The sequence below is a fragment of the Cellulosilyticum sp. I15G10I2 genome, assembly GCF_900095725.1.
Taxonomy (GTDB): domain Bacteria; phylum Bacillota; class Clostridia; order Lachnospirales; family Cellulosilyticaceae; genus FMMP01.
The window spans coordinates 334,236-351,217 of the sequence record NZ_FMMP01000006.1; the positions used below are offsets into that span (position 1 = coordinate 334,236).

A 16,982-nucleotide genomic window follows, 5' to 3' on the forward strand; every position below is an offset into this window, starting at 1 on the left:
AACCTCCTTATTTATGTGCTGATCCTAGTCTATTATGCATCGCATCTAGGATATCATAAGGAATTTTGAGATCCCCGTAACCTATGCCGATATCAAGTCCAGGTTTGTTTTCACCATGAAAATCACTGCCCCCAGTGGGCAATAATTTATATTTTAAACATAAAGCTGAAAGCTCTTGGACATCTTCTTTAGTATGCGTAGAATAGTGTGTTTCTACACCATCTAAACCTAGTGTAATAAGTTCCTTTAACAGAAGCTCTTTATCAAAAGACGTAAGTCCATATAAATTTGGATGTGCAAGGACTGCAAGTCCGCCAGCAAGATGAATGGTTTTGATACATTCTTCAGGCGTTACTCTAACCCGCGGTATGTAGGCGGGTTTGTCATGCCCAATATATTTATCAAAAGCTTCACTACGGGTTTTAACATAACCTTTTTTATAAAGCGCAGTTGCAACATGGGCACGTGTTAAGATGGTTTCAGGGGGATTATCACCCAGTAGATCAGCTTCCGTAATAATAAGTCCTAAGGTGTTAAGTTTTTCGACCATTTTAGCATTTCTTTGTACACGGTTCTGTATAATAGATTTTAGTTTTTCTTCAAGAATATCACTATGGTGATCAATATAATAACCTAGAATGTGAATTTCTCCGGATTTATATTCAGCTGAAAATTCTATGCCAGGGACTACTGTAAGGTCAATTTCTAATCCTTTAAGCGCACACGCTTCAATCCCAGAAATAGTATCATGATCTGTAAGTGCTATGGCACTTAATCCCTTAGCCTTTGCATAAATAGCAAGATCCGTTGGAGAGAGTGTACCATCAGAAATATTTGAATGAACGTGCAAATCAATTAGTTTCATAGATTTTCCTCCTTTATAGTATTATTTTATCATACTTATGCTTAAATGCACGTAAAATATTAGTAGCTTTAATGATAAAGGAGGGGAAGCAGATGGTTAAACATAAATCAAAAAGCAAACAAACGCTTGATATGCCAAAAGCAGTTATGGCGATGCTTAAAGCAAATGTAATGGCATATGTTGTAACTGCAATTTTTATTCTATTAGGTTCTATTGTTCTTACATACACAAATGCCTCGGCAGCTGTTGAGAATTGGATTGTACTTATTGGTATTATTTTATCGGCTTTTTTAGCAGGGTTTGATACTGCAAAAGTAGATACAAGAAATGGCTATAAGTGGGGAGCTTTAGGTGGTGTATTATACTTTATTTTATTTCTAATATTAGGTACAATGGTTAAAGAACTCAAAGGACTGGCACCATCCGTTATTTTCACAATAGCACTCACTATTCTTATTAGCAGTACTATAGCGGGAATGATTTCAGTGAATTATGGAAAATAGCTCTTTAAGTTGTTTGCAAACCTATTAACATATGTTATAATAAAACAGGTTTGTAATCAGGAGGGAGAATATCACTATGAAACACATTAAAACATTAAACACTAAAAATTTACCATGCAGTGCAAAAAAAGGTGGATGCGGAGAATGTCAAACATCATGCCAATCAGCTTGTAAAACATCTTGTACTGTAGGAAATCAAGCTTGCGAAAAATAATTTTGCATGCAGCAGTGACTTCTGGTCGCTGCTTTTATTTTGGCAAAGAAGCGTATAAAAGTATAAATAACTTGCAAAATATACCTTCTTTACAAGGATGTTGCTATAGTAAATGTGATCTATAAAGAGAAAGGATGATGGCATGATCCATAAGTTTAAATTCGAAAATTCTAATATTGTTATGGATATACATAGCGGAAGTATTCACATACTAGATGATATAGCGTATGAAATAGTGGATGACTTACCTATTTTGTCTAAGCACGCTATCATAGAGAAATATAAAGAGATTTTTAGTGAAAAAGAAATTGAAGAAGCTATAGAAGAATTGACTGAGCTTAAAGATCATGAAATGCTCTATACTAAAGATTCTTATGAGCAGTTTGTGCCTGCGTTTTTAGAAAGAGAGCCTGTGGTTAAGGCGCTTTGTCTTCATGTAGCACATGATTGTAACCTAGCTTGCAAGTATTGTTTTGCAGGAGAGGGAGAATATCATGGGGAACGCGGTATGATGAGTCTTGAAGTAGGAAAAAAGGCAGTAGATTTTATTATTGAAAATTCTAAGCACCGAAATAATATAGAAATAGATTTCTTTGGTGGTGAACCCCTTATGAATTTTGAAGTTGTAAAAGGGGTCGTAGAGTATGCAAGACTTCGGGAAAAAGAAACAGGAAAACATTTTAGGTTTACTATGACAACAAATGGGGTACTCTTAAATGATGAGATTATAGAGTATCTTAATGAGAATATGTACAATGTTGTTTTGAGTTTAGACGGCAGGCCAGAGGTGAATGACCTTATGCGTCCGACCCCTAACGGCAAAGGAAGTTATGAGATCATTCTGCCAAAATTTAAAAAGCTTGTGGAAAAAAGAAAGGGTAAACAGTATTATGTAAGAGGGACTTATACCCATCATAATCTTGATTTTGCAGAAGATGTTAAACATATTACTGAGGCAGGCTTTAAAGAAGTTTCTATTGAACCAGTGGTTGCACCAACTAGCATGCATTATGCCTTGCAAGAAGCTGATGTAGAGAGAATATGCAGTGAATATGAAGTGCTAGCAAAACATATGCTTAATCTTGCTAGATCAGGTGAATCTTTTAATTTCTTTCACTTTATGATCAATCTAGAAGATGGGCCTTGCGTGCATAAAAGGCTTGCAGGATGTGGGGCAGGAACAGAGTATTTAGCAGTTACACCAAATGGGGACTTGTATCCATGCCATCAGTTTGTAGGTTTGCCTGAGTTTAAAATGGGACATGTTGCTGACGGGGTTACCGCATTAGATCTTAGAGCCAAGTTTGAAAAATGTAATGTATATAGCAAAGATGCATGTAAAAAATGTTGGGCAAAGCTCCATTGTAGCGGTGGGTGTGCTGCAAATTCCTATAATTTTCATGGCGATATTCATGCAGTTTATGATATCGGCTGTGATCTTCAAAAGAAAAGGCTGGAATGTGCAATTGGCATGAGGGCTGAACAACTTATATGATAAAATAAAAGAAAAGATGATATAATTATTCTTTTTAATTGACTATATTTTGTAGTAATTATATAATCAACTTATTGTAAGCTTAAAGAGGAGTTTAAGGAGGAAAGACAATGAAGGGCAAAAACGCTAAGCTTAAAGGCCTTTTTTCTTTCATACTGATGTTAGTTATAGTAGGAGGAGTTAGTTATGCAGCCTATAACGCATCTATGAATGTAGGGAAGAGCCAACAAAAAGCTCAAGTTGAAAGAACAGAAGAAGTAGAAACAGAAGAAGTAGAAACAGAAGAAGCAGTAGAGGAAAGTGAAGAGGGACAAGCTGAAATAGCAGAAGAAGCTGAAACTGATACGAGTGAAAGCCAAATATCTCCTAATAAGTCGATAAAATTAGGATTAGATCTTCAAGGAGGGGTTAACATTGTTTATGAGCCTAAACTTGATAGAAGACCTACAGAAGATGAGATGACAGCTGCTCGTACAATGATTCAAAAGAGATTAGATGCTAAAGGCTATACGGAAGCTGAAGTTTCTCTTGAAGGAAATGATAGGATAAGAGTAGATATTCCAGGTGTAGCAGATCCTCAAAAGGCTATAGAAGAAATTGGAGCAGCAGGGATGCTTAGATTTTTAGACCAAGAGGGCAATGAAATAGTTACAGGTAAAAATGTAGTTAAGGCTACACCACAAGCCAGTCAGACAGAAATAGTAGTTAGCGTTGAAATGGATAAAGAAGGAACAGCTCTATTCTCAGAGTTTACAAAGAACAATATAGGAAATCCTATTTTTATTATGCTTGATGAATCTTTGTTAAGTTATGCTACTATACAGGCACATATTGCAGATGGTAAAGGTAGTATTACAGGGAACTTTACGCCAGATGCTGCAAAAGATCTTGCTGATGGTATTAATGCCGGGGCACTGCCATTTACGCTTGAACCCATTAATTCTAGTGGTATAGGTGCTAAATTAGGTATGGAATCACTTAATACGAGCCTTAAGGCAGGAATGTTTGGATTTATATTAATCCTCATTTTCATGCTTGTTATGTACAGAATATGTGGACTTGCAGCAGATATCGCACTTATTCTTTATATTGGACTTGTTATTTTAGTTTTAAGTGGTATGGGTGCAACGCTGACTTTACCAGGGATTGCAGGGATTTTGCTTTCAGTTGGTATGGCAGTAGATGCAAATGTTATTATTTTTGGACGTATTAGAGAAGAACTCACTCTAGGCCGTAGTGTACCAGCAGCAGTAGATGCTGGCTTTAGCAAGGCATTTAGTGCTATTCTAGATGGTAATGTGACGACACTTATTGCAGCTGTTGTACTTTATATTTTTGGAACAGGACTTATTAAGAGTTTTGCAACGACTTTAGGAATTGGTATTGTGATCTCAATGTTTACAGCACTTGTTGTGACACGACTTATTCTTAAATCTTTTGTAGGTATGAAAATAAAAAATCCAGCATTATATACAGCTGTTAAAAAAACAGAGTAAGGAGGGCCTAGATCATGAAGTTTATTGAAAATAGAAAGAAGTTCTTTATTTTATCAGCAGCAGTTATACTTATTGGGCTACTTACTATGTGTTATAATGCTATAACACAAAAAGGTGCTTTTAACCAAGATATAGAGTTTACTGGTGGTTCAATTGTACAAATTAATATGGAGCGCAAATTAACACCAGAGCTAAGAAATGAATTAGCTGAAATTGTGACAGAAATAACTGGTGATACTGCGCCGCGTATTACAGCGGCAGGAGATACAGGGGTCATTATTACAACTAAACGCGCTGAGGTTGCCGCTCGAAAAAAATTATTTGATACAATAAAAGAAAAGTATAGTTTATCAGATGAGATTCCACTGGCGGATTCAGATGTATCTGCTTCAATTAGCGATGAGATTAAACTTGGTGCACTTCAGGCTGTTGTAGTAGGTATTATCCTGATATTAATATACATCACTTATCGTTTTAAAGATTATAGATTTGGGATGAGTGCAGTTGCGGCATTGGTACATGATGTTCTAATAATGCTCGCGGTTTATGCGGTATTTCGTATTCCACTTAACAACTCATTTATAGCAGGTATGCTTACTATTGTAGGGTATTCTATTAATGATACGATTATTGTTTTTGACCGTATTAGAGAGAACAAAGGGAAAATGCATGCGGATGATGCTAAAATAATAGATGAAAGTGTTAACCAGACTTTAACACGTTCTATTAACACATCTATTACGACATTGATTATGATTGTACTTCTGTATATTTTAGGTGTGCAGTCGGTTAAGCAATTTGCTTTTCCACTTATTATAGGAATTGCAGCAGGAACCTATTCTTCAATCTTTATAGCTAGTCCTTTGTGGTATGAGCTTAGAAAACTTAAAAGACATAGTAACAAAACTACAAAACCTAAAACAACTTAATCTTTTATTTAAATAGGCTATATCATTATATGCACAATGGTATAGCCTATTTTGTTTTTATATTTTTAACAATTGTATTTTAAAAAATATGGTAAAAGTGTATTAGAAATAAAAGCTATATTTTTTAAAATAATAAAAATAAGCTTTATAGAGTTGACAAGAGACAATAGTGTGATATAATATTTTTTGTAGTCTAAAAGGTAAGTTTTGTTAATCAGGGTCATTAGCTTAGTTGGTAGAGCATCAGACTCTTAATCTGAGGGTCCTGGGTTCGAGTCCCAGATGGCTCATGATTTTTGTGAAAAGTGACAAGTGAGGTTTATACCCACTAAGTTGCCACCACAAAATAAGTGAACAAATAAAGTCTGTATAAGGCTTGCTAGGAGGTCGTTTGCACTTGTGCAGCGACTTTTTTGTATTATAAAATTAAATTTTCAATTGTATTTAGTGCATCAATACTTTGTAGCCTAGATTGATAAAAAATCTCTAATAATTTAGATTTTTCAAAACTAAGAGTTGTTTGAGAGAATAGGTCCAGATAGTATAGTGCATTTTTACTATAATTAAGAGCATTTAAGATAAGTAATATATCCCTATATTCAATGCTATCAGTTGGTATTGTTCTTTGGTACTCTAATATGTCTCGGCGGAGAATAGTGGCGCTGTTATTAACTAAGTTAATATTTCGCTTAAAGTCAGATAGATCCTTAATTGGATTTTCCAATGCAAGTTGCATTAATTGAAGCGTCCTGTTTTGTATTGTTTTTATCTCATCAATAAAGCGTGATATCGTTTGTTGATGAGTAGTTGCAGAAAAAGACGTGGAAGTTAATAGTGTGTTTGATAATGTTCTTGAAGACGCAGAGAGTGGCAAACAAACTAGTATAATGAGAGTTAATGAAATAATGGGGATTAGTGTTATAAAGTTATTTTTCTGATTCATGGTATACCTCTAGTTATTGATATTATATACCTATTTAAGATAACCCTTTTTATAAAGAATATGTATTGTTTGGCAAGACAATAAGGCTGAAAGAAAAACGCTCTCAACTTTTCATTTATGGCAGTATGACAAGCAAAGCTTGTGATATGCAATAAGTATAAAAATGAATACATATTATTGTATGAAGTGATAAAATGCATTATAATAATATGCGGCTTTATATTTGAGTTAATTCTTATATTAAGAGTTTCTACTATATTATAGTATTTGAAAACATGTTGTATATTAGGCTTTGTAGACTGATTGGATAAAAAACGATTAATACGCCATATTATAGAATAGGACCTAGACTACATAGCATTTGATGCGATGTGAGAAATAGAATAACATACTTGTTATATTAATACTAATTTAAAAGGAGTATATAAAATGTTACATGCGTTTTCGAGAACTGAGATGCTTATAGGTACAGAGGGGTTAAATCAATTAAAACAAAGTTCTGTAGCTGTATTTGGAATTGGTGGGGTAGGGACTTATACTGTTGAAGCTCTTGTAAGAAGCGGGGTAGGACGATTGATATTAGTAGATGACGATGATGTGTGTCTGACTAACATTAACAGACAGCTCCATGCGACAAGAAAAACTGTAGGTAAGCCTAAAGTTGAAGTGATGAAAGAAAGGGTTTTAGAAATTAACCCTAAAGCAGAAGTGCTTGCTTTTAGAGAACTTTATAATGCTGAAAGTGCAGGAAGGTTATTAAGTGCAGATTATTCGTATGTTGTGGATGCCATCGATATGGTGACTTCTAAAATCGATATGATACAAAGATGCCAAGCGATGGGAATTCCTATTATAAGTGCTATGGGGGCAGCTAATAAGCTTGATCCTACACAACTTGAAGTAACTGATATTTATAAAACGAGTATGTGCCCTTTAGCTAAAGTTATGAGACACGAACTTAAAAAAAGAGATATCAAGAAATTAAAAGTTGTTTATTCTAAAGAAAAACCTATTAAACCCATAGAACTTGGCGGAGGATGTAAGACTGAGTGCATTTGCACTAATAAAGAAAGAACTTGCGTCGAACGAAGACATATCCCTGGATCAGTAGCATTTGTGCCAGCGGTAGCAGGACTCATTCTTGCAGGTGAAGTCATCAAAGATATTATAGGATATGATGAAAAAAAATAATCCTACTTATTTAGTTATACATTAAGTCATCCTCACATATAGTTTTATAGACAACCTTTATGCAATACAAAAGGTAAGGGTCTAGAAACTAGAGGGAGGATGAAATAATGAGATGTTATTTACTGCTAGCCAATAAGGAGAATGGGGAAAAAGAGCGCTTTAGCTTTGATATTAAAACAAGCTATGCCATGAGACTCATTAAAGATGTTGGATTATATGGTGTCTGCTATCTGCTTTATGATCCAAGAGAAAAACAGATCATAGAGAAGGGGAATATTCACCGCATTGATTACTATGAAGAAGAACAAAAATATCAAGCTTTTTTTGAAGAACAAGTCGTTCTTAAACATGCTCTAGATATAGAAATGTGCGAAAATAATACTATTATCCCATTAAATATGTCAGAAATTAAAAAAATGGGTGTTGCAATATAAGACTTAACAAAAAGGCACCATCCTATAGGATGGTGCCTTAAATTAACGATTTAGACGCTTATTCAGATCAGCTTGACGATCATTTGAAACCTTAAGAAAATCTTTCATAAGATTTTCGAAACCTTCAAGCGTATTTTCTTTCTTTGGAGTTTTAAAAGATGTAGGCTTATTTTCTTTTGCTTCTTTAATGGAGAGAGAAATTTTACCTTTTTCTCCATCGATGGATAAAATTTTAACTTTGACCTGTTCACCTACTTTGATCGCATCATTAATATTGGTTAAATATCCATGCGTAATATGTGAAATATGAACTAGGCCTTGTGTTGTTTCATCTAATGAAACAAACGCTCCGAAAGGCTTAATACCTGTCACAGTTCCTTCAATAATTTGACCTACTTGAAATTTTTCCGACATGACAACACTCCTATTAAAATAAATAACTTCTACATTATAGCATAGTTCTAATCCTAGTGTATAGTGATTTGCAAAATAATTCGTCAAATATTATTATAAAGTATGCTATAATAGTAAAGACTTCAAGGGAGGTGAATGAATATGTTGCCTAGCACCTATAAATGGAAAATTGATTCAGACTATACAGGTGTAAATTTAATTGAGAAGATACTAAACAATAGAGGAATATGTGGGGAGGATCAGATTCGGAAATTTTTGAATCCAACATCAGAGGGACTGCATTCTCCTTATTTATTAAATGATATGACAAAGGCAGTAGAGCGCATTGTGCAGTGCAGACAAGATCATAAACATATTGTTATTTATGGTGATTATGATGTAGATGGTATAACAAGTACATCTATTTTATATATGTTTTTAAAAAAAGCGCAGTATGACGTATCGTACTATATTCCAAATAGACAGACAGAAGGTTACGGGCTTAATAAAGATGCCATTGCAAAAATAAGCGAGTATGCTGATCTTATTATTACTGTGGATACAGGAATAGCTGCAGTAGAAGAACTGGCATTTGCGAATACAATAGGCATTGATGTCATTATAACGGATCATCATGAATGCCAGGATGATCTTCCAAAGGGATATTGTATTATTAATCCTAAGCGCAAAGATAGTACTTATCCGTTTGATGCTTTAGCTGGGGTTGGCGTAACGTTTAAACTTATTCATGCACTAGCTATTTATGATCATATTGAAGAGGAAATATGGGAATATATAGATCTTGTTGCTTTAGGCACGATTGCAGACGTTGTACCGCTTATTCATGAAAATCGCGTGATTACTTATCTTGGATTTGAGGCGATGCAAAATACACGCAATATAGGCCTTCGTGAACTTATTAAAGTGACCCGTGAAGGTGATATAAAAGAAAAGATTTCATCTAATATGATTGCCTATCAAATTGCTCCTAGAATAAATGCAGTAGGAAGATTAAGTGACGCTAAAATAGGTGTAGAACTTCTTACAACTGAAGATGAAGAGCGTGCTAAATCTCTTGCCAGACTATTAAATGAAGAAAATAAAAGAAGACAGGATATGGAAGCTTGTATCATTGAACAAGCAGAGGAATATATTAAAAATAATATTGACATTTCCCGTGAAAAAATAGTTATAGTAGTGGGAAAAGAATGGCATCATGGCGTGATAGGTATTGTTGCCTCAAAGATTATGTCTAAATATTATCGTCCTACAATTGTACTAACAGAAGAAGATGGGGTGCTTTCAGGATCGGCAAGAAGTATAGAAGGTTTTAATATTTTTGAAGTTATCCACGGTACTCAAGCGTATTTATTAAGGTTTGGGGGACATGAAATGGCAGCGGGGCTTTCCTTACAAGCAGAGAATCTAGAGATATTTCGCAAGTTAATTAATCAATATGCTGATGATTTGATTGATGAGGAGATGTTAATACCTTCTATAGCAATAGATCTTGAGTTAAGTGCAAAAGAAGTTGGACTTGATTTTTGTGAAATGCTTGAGAAACTTGAGCCATTTGGGGCTTATAATCCGGTGCCTCTTTTTTGTGTAAGAGGCAAGATTCAATATATCCAGACTATGGGGCAAAGTGATCAGCATTTAAGACTAACAGTTGAACAAGACAATAATGCGCTCCAAGCTGTTGGGTTTTATAAGGGCTATCTTGAGGAGTATCTAACTATAGGAGAAGAGGTTGTTGTTGCTTGTGAGGTTATTAAGAATGTATGGAATAATAAAGTAAGTGTACAGTTAAGATTAAAGGATATACAATCAACAGAGGAAGATATGTTAAAGAGCAGATACTATACAAGTCTATATTATTACTTAAAAGATCCTGGTAAAATAAAAGGCACGCATGTAAAGCTTATAAAAGACAGCACATCTTTGGAACGTGCAAAAATAATTAATGTCTATACTGAAGAAGGACTTAGAAAAGTTTATGGAAAGTTTAAAAATAACTCGAAAAATGTTAACTTAGGTTTTAAAATATGTTATAATAAAGATTGTTTAAAAAATAGTGAAGTAACTATTTTAGTTAATCCACTTCAAGCATCTCCGGACTGTGTTTATTATGAATGGGATTATTATACAATAGACGAGACTATGGCTGTATATGATAACGCATTTATACATCATAAAAATCAGTTGCCGAAGATGATTCCGAGTCATAAGGACTGTATTGCAGTGTATAAGCTTTTGAAAAATCATCTTTTAGAATATATAACTATACATAAGGCTGTTGTAAGTTTGAGTTTTTACAATATGACCGAGTATAAGTTATTTCAAATCTTAGAGATATTTAAGGAACTTGGTCTTTTAGAATATACATTTATGGATGATAGCATTAGTTATGATCTTATAGCTTCAGATAAAACAAGATTAGAAAACTCTTTAAGGTATAGAAATTTACAAAATTTTTTTGGAAGTATCCTACAAATAAACTAAAATGAGGTTTCAAGGAGGAATTATAATGGATTTATATGCTCTTATTCGTGACATAAAAGATTTTCCGACAGAAGGTATATTATTTAGAGATATCACCCCTCTGCTTCAGGATCCAAATGGTTTAAAAGAATCAATAGATCGTATTGCAGAAGTTTTACAAGATGTGGATTTTGATTTAATAGTAGGACCTGAGTCCAGAGGCTTTATATTTGGGGTGCCAGTTGCTTATAAGATGAATAAAGGTTTTGTGCCTGTTAGAAAGCCGGGGAAATTACCTTATGAACATATCGCACAAACTTATGATTTAGAATATGGCACATCAACAATCGAAATGCATATAGATGCTATAAAAAAAGGACAGAAGGTAGTCATTGTAGATGATCTTTTAGCAACAGGCGGAACAACAAAAGCGATGATTGACCTTATTGAGCAACTTGGTGGAGAAATAGCAAAAATAGTTTATTTAATTGAACTTGAAGCACTTCCAGGAAGAGAAGTCTTAAAAGGCTATGAAATTGCATCTTTATTAAAATATTAAATAATAAATAAGCAAAGCAGTACTGCTTTGCTTATTTATTATTTAAATTAAAAGATTGAAGAAATTTTTGGTAAAATATGATATATGCTATAAGATTATGTATATTACCATTGAATTTTTATATTAATATGTCTATAATATAAAATAATTATAAGTTTACTATAATAAGGGGGTGACGATGTTGGATGAAATTTATGATAAGTTGATAAAGAGAATACGTTCATATCACCCTTCGGATAACTTGTCAATGATAGGGAAGGCCTATACAATAGCTAAAGAGGCACATGAGAACCAGTTAAGAAAGTCAGGAGAACCCTATATTATTCATCCGTTAGAAGTTGCTTTTATACTTGCCGATTTAGAGCTCGATATAGAATCTATAGTAGCGGGTATCTTACACGATGTTGTTGAAGATACTGATTATACATTAGAAGATATAGAGCATTTGTTTAATAAAGAAGTGGCGCTTTTAGTTGATGGTGTTACAAAACTTGGACAGATTCAATATACTTCCCAGAATAAACAGCTTCAAAAAGAAGAAATACAAGCTGAAAATTATCGTAAAATGTTTTTAGCAATGGCTCAAGATATAAGAGTTGTCCTTATTAAACTTGCTGATAGGCTTCATAATATGCAGACACTTAAATATATGCCGCCACAAAAACAAAAAGAGAAGGCAGAAGAAACTTTAAATATTTATGCGCCTATAGCGCATAGACTTGGAATATGTAAGATTAAAGCGGAACTTGAAGATCTATCGCTTCGCTACATTGATGCTGAGATGTATTATGATTTAGCGCATAAGATCGCTAAAAAAAGAGTAGAGCGCATACAATATATTGAAGATATTGTTAATCAAATTAAAGTAAAGATAGAAGAGGCGGGTATTAAAGCAGTTGTAGAAGGTCGTCCTAAGCACTTTTTCAGTATTTATAAAAAAATTGTTAACAAAAGTAAGACATTAGATCAGATTTATGATCTTTTTGCTGTACGAGCTATAGTTAGTAGTGTAAAAGATTGCTATGGCGTTTTAGGTATTATTCATGAACTCTATACGCCTATTCCAGGTAGGTTTAAAGACTATATTGCTATGCCTAAGCCCAATATGTATCAGTCCCTTCATACAACGTTAATGGGTGTTGAAGGTACACCTTTTGAGATGCAGATTCGTACCGAAGAAATGCACCGTACGGCAGAATATGGTATTGCAGCTCACTGGAAATATAAAGAAGGTAAAAAAGATGGTACAGTACAGGATCAGTCAGAAGAAAAATTGACATGGCTAAGAGAAATTTTGGAATGGCAGAGAGATATGAGTGATAATCAAGAATTTATGAATGCACTCAAGGTTGACCTTGATATTTATACAGATCAAGTTTATGTATTTACGCCAAAAGGAGAACTCTTAACCCTTCCAAAGGGGTCAACACCTATAGATTTCGCTTATAATATCCATAGTGATGTAGGTAATAAAATGGTAGGCGCTAAAATCAATGGAAAAATAGTTACTTTTGAATATATTATTAAAAATGGCGATCGTATTGAAATACTTACTGCCCAAAACTCTAAGGGGCCAAGCAGGGATTGGCTTAATATTGTAAAAAGTACACAGGCCAGGACGAAGATTAATCAATGGTTTCGTAAACAATTTAAGGAAGAAGACAGCATAAAAGGCAAAGAATTACTAGAAATTGCTGCGAAGCAAAGAGGGTATCATTTATCTTATTTAACAGACTCACTAGTTGTAGATACTATATGTAAAAGATATGGTATGAAAACATGGGATGCTATATGTGCAGCTATTGGCTATGGCAGCATGAAAGAAAGACAGATTATTCAAAAACTTATAGATGAGACACTAAAGGTTAAAAAGGAGCTAGTAACACCCGAACAAATCTTACAGAGTCATAATCAAGATCATACGGCTGCAACGCAACAGAAGAATAGAAAACATTCGAGTGGGATTATTGTTAAAGGTGTAGGGGATATTGCAGTACGTTTTTCAAAGTGCTGTGGACCGTTACCAGGAGATGATATTGTTGGCTATATTACAAGAGGCCGGGGCGTATCCATTCACCGCAAAGATTGTGTAAATATTCATTATATGCCAGAAGAAGAAAGAGACAGGCTTATTGATGCAGAGTGGCTTCAAGAAAAAGAAGTAGCAAAACGTACCTATGTGACAGAAATTCAAATCACATGTCTGGATCGATTAGGCATTATTGTAGATATCTCTAAAATTCTTACAGATATGAAACTTCCTGTTAAGTCTTTTAATGCAAAAACAATTAAAAATAATGCAGTTTTTAATGTAAAGATAGAAATTACAGATATTTATCAGTTAGAGGAACTCACGAGAAAAATAGAACAGCTAAGAGATGTACTAGAAATTATAAGAGTTTCTTCGTAAAGGAGCCGGGATGAGAGCAGTTGTACAAAGGGTATCAGAAGCTTCAGTTGCCGTAAATGGCGAGTATATTGCCAAGATAAATAATGGTCTTTTAGTTCTTGTAGGTATTAAAGCAGATGATACAGAAAAAGATATGGATTATATTATGCACAAAATGCTTGGTCTTAGGATATTTGAAGATCATGAAGGTAAAATGAATTTATCAGTAAAAGATATACAGGGAGAAGTTCTTGTTGTCCCTAATTTTACAGTGTATGGCAATGCAATAAAAGGTATGAGACCAAGCTTTATAGCGTCTGGAAGCGTCAAGGAAGCAGAGTTTAAATACCATGCTTTTATTAATAAACTTTCAGGGCAAGAAGTGCCTTTTGCAACAGGTAAATTTCAGGCAGATATGAAGGTAAGTCTTGTGAATGATGGCCCTGTTACTATACTATTAGATAGCGGTAAGGTGTTTTAAATAAGCTCTGGCATATAAGAAGTATTTATATGCCAGAGTCTATTTTATAGGTAAATAAATTACTATTATTAGCATAAAAGGCTATCATTTGATGCGGTTTGAATAGCTGTCTTTAAGATTGTACAACCTAGTATTTAAGGGTATAATAAGTAAGACGTCTATTAATGAGGAGGATAACTTGATGATACAAAAACTAACTGTAGGTATGCTGCAAGAACATACATATTTTTTTATAGATGAGGTAACTAAACATGGCTTTTTAGTAGATCCAGGAGATGAAGCAGAGAGAATTCTTAATAAGATCAAGCAAGAAGAGTGGGTAATAGAAAAAATATTGCTCACTCATGGACATTTTGACCATATTGGTGCCGTGGCTAAGATAAAGACAAGTCTTGGCTGCTTGGTAGTTATTCATGAGGAAGGCAAAGATTATTTACACAATCCAGAATGGAATTTATCAGGAAGATACGGAGAGGCTTATACGGTAGATGCTGATTATTATGTAAAACATGGAGATGTTATTACTTTAGAAGCAAATTCAAATATGAATTTAAAAGTCATACATGCGCCAGGACATACCACAGATGGTACAGCATATTACTCTGAAAAAGAGCATATTGCATTTGTTGGAGATATTATCTTTAATGGAGCAGTAGGAAGATGTGATAATCCAGGGGGCAATATGAATAGGCTACTTAGCGCAATTCGTGCACAGATTTTTACTCTGCCAGATGCAACCATCTTATATCCGGGACATGGACCTTATACTACTGTAAAACATGAGAAAGATACTAACCCTTTTTTTAATTTTTATGAATGATAAAGAAAATGAGTGTGAAGCAAGTGGTTAAACTTAAAGTTAAAGGACATAATGCGGAATATGAATTAAGCCATCTTATTCATTTGTTTGATCCTTATATAAAAGATGCCTATTTGATAGAGGCTACTTACGAAGAATCTGTAGCTAAAGTACAATTGTTTCTCAATGAATCTCAAATAATAGCGATACAGCATCAGGTTGAGAGACATCAAGACGAAGTGATTAACACAAAAAATATTAAGCAGACGTTAAAAAGAGGAGTTTATGAAATACTTAGTGAACTGACCGGCAAAGAGATGCCTTGGGGAATATTAACTGGGATTAGACCAGCTAAAATAGTTCGTGAGTATATGGAACAAAAAATATCGGAGCAAAAAATAGCTACTATCCTTAAGGACGAATACCTAATTGGCAATGACAAAATCAAGTTGCTGATTGAAGTAGCTAAACAGGAACAAGATATTTTAAACCAAAATAAACCTGATGAAATAAGCCTTTATATTGGAATTCCTTTTTGCCCCACCCGCTGTGTATATTGCTCATTCACAGCGTATTCTATTGGGAAGAAAGCTGTATTAGTTGAAGACTATCTAAGAGCCCTTTATAAAGAGATTGATTATATAGCAGGCACAAAACAAGGTATGGCTATAAGAAGTCTTTATATAGGGGGGGGGACACCTACTAGTCTTAGTGAAGAACAGCTTTTAAGTCTTTTAACACACATTAAAAATAGTTTTGATTTAAAACGTATAGAAGAGTATACTGTAGAAGCTGGAAGACCCGATACGATTACTGAAGAAAAACTAAGGATTATCAAGCAGATGGGTGTAAACCGCATTTCTATAAACCCACAAACTATGAATCAAAAGACGCTTGATACAATTGGAAGAAAACATACAACAGAGGATATTATTCGAGTGTTTCAATTAGCGAGAAACCTTGGACATCGAAATATCAATATGGATATCATCGTGGGGCTGCCAGGAGAATCGGTAAGTGATGTAGAAAATACGCTTGCTGAACTGTGTGCGTTAAACCCAGATAATATTACAGTGCATACGATGGCAGTTAAGAGAGCGTCAAGGCTTAAAGAAGAAAAAGAAACGCATCATTTAACAGAAGCCAAAACTATTGAGCAAATGCTGAATCTATGTGAAAAATATATACGTGGGATAGGCCTTAGACCATACTATATGTACAGGCAAAAAAATATGCTGGGTAACTTTGAAAATGTAGGTTATGCAAAGCCAGGGATGGCATGTATTTATAACATAGAGATTATGGAAGAAAAGCAGACGATTGTTGCTTTAGGTGCTGGGGCAATTACAAAAATCGTTTACCAAAATGGAGAACGCATCGACCGTGTTGCTAATGTTAAAAGCTTAGAAGATTATATTAATAGAATTGATGAAATGATAGACAGAAAAAAACAGGGATTTATAAAATATCAGTGAATTATTTAAAAATTAATTGACAATAAGGTAGTATTAAGGATATGATATAAAAAAGGTAATAGTGATTAAAGTCAATGAACAAAGAGAGTATCTATTTTTAAATGTCAAAGCGAGCTGACGATTGGTGCAAGGTTCAGCACAGGAGGAAATAGAGAATGGGTTTGGGAGATGCAAGGTGAAAATTATTTGATGATTAGCCTTAAGCCGTGACCTCACGTTATAGAGGAAAGATATCGAATACAGCTGTATTCCGTATCCTAATACAAGTTTATATAAGGATATACGGCGTATTTTATAATTTTATAAAATACGCTATTTTTATATAAAGAATATTT

16 protein-coding genes and 1 tRNA gene are annotated in these 16,982 nt (G+C 34.1%); 14 read left to right on the forward strand and 3 right to left on the reverse strand.

The annotated features are described in order from the left end of the window. Nucleotides 1-7: 7 nt before the first annotated feature. Entirely contained in the window at nucleotides 8-865 is an 858-nt protein-coding gene (locus BN3326_RS01540; protein WP_069997357.1) for a PHP domain-containing protein, read from the reverse strand. Between the two features lie 92 nt (nucleotides 866-957). Here BN3326_RS01540 and BN3326_RS01545 point away from each other — a divergent pair, with 92 nt between their 5' ends. The 6 genes from BN3326_RS01545 to BN3326_RS01570 all read left to right on the forward strand — a co-directional run bounded on the left by BN3326_RS01545 (nucleotide 958) and on the right by BN3326_RS01570 (nucleotide 5,792). Then, nucleotides 958-1,368 (forward strand): TIGR04086 family membrane protein, encoded by a 411-nt coding sequence (locus BN3326_RS01545; RefSeq protein WP_069997358.1) that lies wholly within the window; start codon nucleotides 958-960, stop codon nucleotides 1,366-1,368. 76 nt (nucleotides 1,369-1,444) lie between these two features. Beyond that, the gene (gene scfA, locus BN3326_RS01550; protein ID WP_069997359.1) at nucleotides 1,445-1,582 is read left to right on the forward strand and encodes a six-cysteine ranthipeptide SCIFF; all 138 of its coding nucleotides are present in this window, start codon (nucleotides 1,445-1,447) and stop codon (nucleotides 1,580-1,582) included. Between the two features lie 142 nt (nucleotides 1,583-1,724). Then, nucleotides 1,725-3,077: a thioether cross-link-forming SCIFF peptide maturase gene (gene scfB / locus BN3326_RS01555; protein WP_069997360.1), complete on the forward strand. Its 1,353-nt coding sequence runs from the start codon at nucleotides 1,725-1,727 to the stop codon at nucleotides 3,075-3,077. A gap of 110 nt (nucleotides 3,078-3,187) precedes the next feature. Then, nucleotides 3,188-4,573 (forward strand): protein translocase subunit SecD, encoded by a 1,386-nt coding sequence (gene secD / locus BN3326_RS01560; RefSeq protein ID WP_069997361.1) that lies wholly within the window; start codon nucleotides 3,188-3,190, stop codon nucleotides 4,571-4,573. A 14-nt stretch (nucleotides 4,574-4,587) separates the two neighbouring features. Then, nucleotides 4,588-5,502, forward strand: a complete 915-nt coding sequence (gene secF / locus BN3326_RS01565) for a protein translocase subunit SecF (RefSeq protein ID WP_083258453.1) — start codon at nucleotides 4,588-4,590, stop codon at nucleotides 5,500-5,502. Nucleotides 5,503-5,719: 217 nt separating this feature from the next. Next, nucleotides 5,720-5,792 (forward strand) — tRNA-Lys (locus BN3326_RS01570). A gap of 128 nt (nucleotides 5,793-5,920) precedes the next feature. Here BN3326_RS01570 and BN3326_RS21595 read toward each other — a convergent pair. Continuing rightward, on the reverse strand, nucleotides 5,921-6,445 hold the full coding sequence (locus tag BN3326_RS21595) for a hypothetical protein (RefSeq protein ID WP_141722826.1): 525 nt from the start codon (nucleotides 6,443-6,445) through the stop codon (nucleotides 5,921-5,923). Nucleotides 6,446-6,874: 429 nt separating this feature from the next. On the opposite strand from BN3326_RS21595, the gene BN3326_RS01580 reads away from it, so the two are divergent. Both BN3326_RS01580 and BN3326_RS01585 read left to right on the forward strand, forming a co-directional pair. Continuing rightward, the gene (locus tag BN3326_RS01580) at nucleotides 6,875-7,636 is read left to right on the forward strand and encodes a tRNA threonylcarbamoyladenosine dehydratase (protein WP_069997364.1); all 762 of its coding nucleotides are present in this window, start codon (nucleotides 6,875-6,877) and stop codon (nucleotides 7,634-7,636) included. A 107-nt stretch (nucleotides 7,637-7,743) separates the two neighbouring features. After that, on the forward strand, nucleotides 7,744-8,070 hold the full coding sequence (locus tag BN3326_RS01585; RefSeq protein WP_069997365.1) for a hypothetical protein: 327 nt from the start codon (nucleotides 7,744-7,746) through the stop codon (nucleotides 8,068-8,070). A gap of 42 nt (nucleotides 8,071-8,112) precedes the next feature. Here BN3326_RS01585 and BN3326_RS01590 read toward each other — a convergent pair whose 3' ends face one another. After that, nucleotides 8,113-8,484, reverse strand: a complete 372-nt coding sequence (locus tag BN3326_RS01590; protein WP_069997366.1) for a CvfD/Ygs/GSP13 family RNA-binding post-transcriptional regulator — start codon at nucleotides 8,482-8,484, stop codon at nucleotides 8,113-8,115. Nucleotides 8,485-8,625: 141 nt separating this feature from the next. On the opposite strand from BN3326_RS01590, the gene recJ reads away from it, so the two are divergent. The 6 genes from recJ (at nucleotide 8,626) to hemZ (ending at nucleotide 16,647) form a co-directional block, all read left to right on the forward strand. Beyond that, complete coding sequence (recJ, locus tag BN3326_RS01595) at nucleotides 8,626-10,965, forward strand: single-stranded-DNA-specific exonuclease RecJ (protein ID WP_069997367.1); 2,340 nt, start codon at nucleotides 8,626-8,628, stop codon at nucleotides 10,963-10,965. A 22-nt stretch (nucleotides 10,966-10,987) separates the two neighbouring features. Further along, nucleotides 10,988-11,503, forward strand: coding sequence for an adenine phosphoribosyltransferase (locus tag BN3326_RS01600; RefSeq protein WP_442857196.1), 516 nt, complete (start codon nucleotides 10,988-10,990; stop codon nucleotides 11,501-11,503). A 178-nt stretch (nucleotides 11,504-11,681) separates the two neighbouring features. Further along, a complete protein-coding gene (locus BN3326_RS01605; protein ID WP_069997369.1) occupies nucleotides 11,682-13,913 on the forward strand; it encodes a RelA/SpoT family protein in 2,232 nt (743 codons plus the stop codon). 10 nt (nucleotides 13,914-13,923) lie between these two features. Continuing rightward, nucleotides 13,924-14,373, forward strand: a complete 450-nt coding sequence (dtd, locus tag BN3326_RS01610) for a D-aminoacyl-tRNA deacylase (protein ID WP_069997370.1) — start codon at nucleotides 13,924-13,926, stop codon at nucleotides 14,371-14,373. A 181-nt stretch (nucleotides 14,374-14,554) separates the two neighbouring features. After that, nucleotides 14,555-15,193 carry an MBL fold metallo-hydrolase gene (locus BN3326_RS01615; RefSeq protein WP_069997371.1) on the forward strand — a complete coding sequence of 213 codons (639 nt, stop codon included), beginning with the start codon at nucleotides 14,555-14,557 and terminating at the stop codon, nucleotides 15,191-15,193. Next, nucleotides 15,190-16,647 carry a coproporphyrinogen dehydrogenase HemZ gene (gene hemZ / locus BN3326_RS01620; RefSeq protein ID WP_242875919.1) on the forward strand — a complete coding sequence of 486 codons (1,458 nt, stop codon included), beginning with the start codon at nucleotides 15,190-15,192 and terminating at the stop codon, nucleotides 16,645-16,647. Before BN3326_RS01615 ends, hemZ begins: the two co-directional genes overlap by 4 nt. Nucleotides 16,648-16,982 lie beyond the last annotated feature (335 nt).